Here is a 214-nt window from a genome sequence, read left to right as displayed (position 1 = left end):
CCAAATCAACAGGTAATCGGGATTGTAAGGTATTGTTTAAACGTTCCACACGTCCTTTCCCCTGTGGAATAGATGTTGTTTTAAGGTTAATACCTAACTGAAAACAAGCAAAACCAAACTGTGTCATCGTATCGTCTTGAAGCTGTTGAGTCCCTTTCCTTTGATAATCAAATACCGTTCGTCTATCCGTTAAAAAAGCAGCAGGAATACCATA

The 214-nt window shown here is 38.8% G+C and carries 1 pseudogene; it reads right to left on the bottom strand.

Annotation, left to right across the window (positions count from 1 at the left end):
• Positions 1 to 214: pseudogene (locus E4T68_RS09460) on the bottom strand (ISNCY family transposase); the annotation flags it as partial.

Origin of the sequence: Granulicatella sp. WM01, from assembly GCF_004570605.1 — a bacterium.
GTDB lineage: Bacteria > Bacillota > Bacilli > Lactobacillales > Aerococcaceae > WM01.
This window is presented reverse-complemented; position numbering and strand designations above follow the sequence as displayed.